This window comes from Streptomyces sp. NPDC020362, from assembly GCF_040642095.1.
Classification (GTDB): domain Bacteria; phylum Actinomycetota; class Actinomycetes; order Streptomycetales; family Streptomycetaceae; genus Streptomyces.
On the sequence record NZ_JBFAET010000394.1, the window covers coordinates 1 to 3,583 of the forward strand.

At 67.8% G+C, this 3,583-nt stretch carries 2 protein-coding genes and 2 pseudogenes; 3 read left to right on the plus strand and 1 reads right to left on the minus strand.

The window, feature by feature from the left end:
- Together AB0H32_RS47390 and AB0H32_RS47395 are read left to right on the plus strand one after the other, a co-directional pair.
- Nucleotides 1–711 (plus strand): annotated as a pseudogene (locus AB0H32_RS47390) (IS5 family transposase); the annotation flags it as partial.
- A pseudogene (locus tag AB0H32_RS47395) lies at nt 680–844 on the plus strand (ATP-binding protein); the annotation flags it as partial. The pseudogenes AB0H32_RS47390 and AB0H32_RS47395, both read left to right, overlap by 32 nt.
- Before the next feature lie 99 nt (nt 845–943).
- Here the strand turns inward: AB0H32_RS47395 and AB0H32_RS47400 are convergent.
- Nucleotides 944–1,600 (minus strand): DUF1707 domain-containing protein, encoded by a 657-nt coding sequence (locus AB0H32_RS47400; RefSeq protein WP_361135660.1) that lies wholly within the window; start codon nt 1,598–1,600, stop codon nt 944–946.
- Between the two features lie 551 nt (nt 1,601–2,151).
- Between AB0H32_RS47400 and AB0H32_RS47405 the strand changes: the two genes are divergently transcribed.
- Entirely contained in the window at nt 2,152–3,183 is a 1,032-nt protein-coding gene (locus AB0H32_RS47405) for a hypothetical protein (RefSeq protein WP_361135663.1), read from the plus strand.
- Nucleotides 3,184–3,583 lie beyond the last annotated feature (400 nt).

A 3,583-nucleotide genomic window follows, 5' to 3' on the forward strand; every position in this document is an offset into this window, starting at 1 on the left:
GCCGAACCGGCAGGCCTTGTGCGGGATTCTGTTCGTGCTGCACATTCAGTGGGAGTACCTGCCGCAGGAGCTGGGCTTCGGCTCGGGCATGACCTGCCGGCGCCGTCTGGCCGCCTGGAACGAGGCGGGGGTGTGGGACGAACTGCACCTGGTGCTGCTGAAGAAGCTGCGGTCCGCGAAACAGCTGGACTGGTCGCGGGCGGTGATCGACTCCTCCCACGTGCGGGCGGCCCGGCAGGGCCCAAAAGCGGCCCCAGCCCGGTCGACCGCGCACGGCCGGGCAGCAAGCACCACATCCTCACCGACGGCCAGGGCATCCCGCTCGCGGTGTCGCTGACCGGCGGAAACCGCAACGACGTCACCCAGCTGCTGCCCCTGCTGGACAAGGTCCCGGCCGTGGCCGGCGTCGTCGGCAGGCCCAGACGACGGCCCGACATGCTGTTCGCCGACCGCAGCTACGACCACGACAAGTACCGGCGGTTGCTCTGGCAACGGGGCATCCGTCCCGTGATCGCCGAACGCGGCCGGCAACACGGCACGGGCCTGGGCGCCTTCCGCTGGGTCGTGGAGCGGACGATCTCCTGGCTCCACGGTTTCCGCCGCCTCCGGATCCGCTGGGAACGACGCGACGACATCCACGAAGCCATCCTCGGCCTCGCCACCTGCCTCATCACACACCGCCACGTCCAACGCCTTTGTTGGGACCTCTAAGACCTTTACTGATCCTCGGCTGTGCGCAGCGATCGTGGATCGACTCACCTTCAACGCCACTCTCATCGAGACTGGAACCGAGTCCTACAGGCTCGCCCGCAGCAAAGTCAACCGGACCAAGCTGTCGAGCTGACCAGACTCACTTCGGCAGCGGGCGCCCCCGCAATACCAGAGCGTCGCCGGGCTCAGGAGACCTCACCGACCACTCAGCCGGCAGTTCACAACCATGGAGTCAATCACCTGAAGAGAGAGGCAAGGGCCTGCGCAGCAGCCACTGCCAGAACGTCCGCCGCGGGGGCCGCACCACGACCTTGCCGTGAGCCTTCTGGCCGACCAATTCCACGCGAAGCGTGACCGGCGCGTCCGGGGGCGTCGGCATGCGGCGGTGTTTAAGCTTGCAGTGGACCAGGGTCAGGCCGTCGACACCGACCTCGACGCCCGGCCTCGTGACCAGCGCCAGGCTCTTGCCCGCCATGGCCACGTCGATCCGCAGGGTGTCCTGCGTGATCACGGCCTCGGTAAAGTCGAGCGTCACGTCACACCAGGTCACCGCGAGCTCCAGCCGCCGCGGCAGCACCCAGCGGCCCGTCCGCTCGACCGCACCACTGTGGACCTGTTCGATCCGGACCACGTCCTTGACCTCCGAGACTTCTGCCTCAGCGGTCAACACAGACGGCAGGTCGACGGTGAGCGTGGCCAGTTCGCTCAGCGTCCGCGCCGACAGGGCGGCTTCCAGGCGCTCGTCCAACTCGTCTGCGGTCAGCAGACCATCCCCCGCCGCGATACGCAGCACATCCACCGCTCGGTCCCGGTCGGCGTGCGAGGCGCGCAGCTCGGGCGACGAGCCGGGGCCGGAGTGCTTCTCGGTGGGCGACATCTCTCCCGACATGCTTCCGTCCTGGTCCTGTCGAACGTCTCCGCGCGACGCAGGCAGCGACGCAAGTAGCAGGCTAACGCTATATCGCGACATGACTCCTGGCTGGGCCCATCACGAGAGGTGATGGTCAGCGGCAACTCGCGGCATGCGGCATCCATCATGCCGAGGCCCGGGTGCGACTACAACCGCATCCGGGGGCCAGTTGAAGCCGCCCTCTGGGTCCACCTCGAGACGCCCGATCTTCACCAACCATCTGCAACGTGGGGCCAGTTGGAATCGCCTCGGTGGGGCCGATAGCGGACGCCCTAGCCACGTAGCCGGACAAGGGGCAGCTGGTGACATGGCTATGACGCTTCACGCCCGCACGAGGCAGCAGGCATCCGGAGTCAGCAACTTCACTCCACTGACGGACCAGCACACACGGATGTGACAGACACCCGCCCTGAGCCTGGCGGGAGCGCCTGTGATCGTGCATGACACGTTTCCGGTCGTACTGCGCCGCGCACCTGAATGATCCAGGGCCGCTGAATCATCGCGGCTGGCGCCTGTTTAGGGTCTCGTGCATGTTGAGGACGACACCGCCGCGCCCGCTCGATGTCGAGGCGCTCTTCCCGGAGCTGGCAGCCCACCGAGGCACCACCACCCGGCTCCATCCGCGCCCGGGCCGTCCAGAAGCGACGGCCAGTTCTGTGGGCGGTCCGCTGCTGTGGCCCGCGAACGAGTCCTGGCCCGTGTGCACCGAGTCGCACGGCCATGCCCGTGGCCGGCGTCCGGAGGACATCCACAGGCGGCGGCAGATCCTGGCCGCTGCGTGGCTCCGTGAAGCCAACCCCGGCCCCACAAACGAGGAACGCCAGTTGTTGCAGGAGCTGGACCACAAGCACCGCGTTCAGGAGGCCGCTGTGGGGGATCCACTGCCTCTGATCGGCCTTGCGCAGCTGTACCGGAGTGACATCCCCGACCTGCCGGCCGGGCCGGACGGCTGCGATCTGCTCCAGGTGTTCTGGTGCCCCTTCGACGCGCACGGCCCGACCGGCCACGGCATGCTGCTCGACCTGCGCTGGCGCCGATCATGGGAGGTCACCGAGGCGCTGACGTCACCGCCACAGCCACAGGTCGTGGGCTTCGAGGGCTACGTACCCGAACCGTGCGTACTGCATCCGGAGCAGGTCACCGCCTACCCGTTTGCCGGTCTCCTCCCGGAGGACCTGTCGGCCCGGATCGACGCCTGGGAAGAGGCCCTGGAGGAGGAGGCCGAGCAGTCGGCGGACGAAGATGCCGCCGCACCGGTGGACTACCAGTACGACCTGTCCATCCCACCAGGCTGGCGCGTCGGCGGTTTCGCCTCCTGGCACACCACCGACCCGTCGCCCATGAACTGCCGGGCCTGCTCGACACCGATGCACCTGCTGCTGACCATCGACAGCTCGGAATGGGACGGCGGCAGCGGCAGCTGGAAGCCGCTGGAAGAACAGGATCTGCCCACACACCAGTACTCCACGCCGACCAAGGTCACCGTGGGCCGCTGGGGCGAACTCAACATCTTCGCCTGCCCCGAAGATCCCACCCACCCGCACCGCTGGAGCATCCAGTAGGTCACCCGGCCATTACCACCGGAGGTGTTCTTCCGTCTGCAGGTTGCGCTGCCCCACCACAGCGAGCCGGAGGCGATCCGTCCTCGGGAGCCTTCATGGACCTGCTGGACGCCCAGCCGCCAAAGACCCGGGCGGTGACGCGGCTGACCTGCGTGCGAACCGGGCGGCTGGACCTGGCGGTGCTGGAGTGCAACGACGGGCGAGTCGATCGCCGGTCCGCTCAACCGCCTTGCTCAAATGGGTGAATTTCGTGTTCGCCGTGGGTTCGGCCTGCCACGATGTCCATGATCGCGGGGCGGGCGGATCGTCCCGTGACGCCAGACCTGAGGGCGGGCAGATGTCAGATACGGCGGCAGCCACGTATCAGTGCCAGGTGGAACTGGGCGGACTCCGAGTGGAG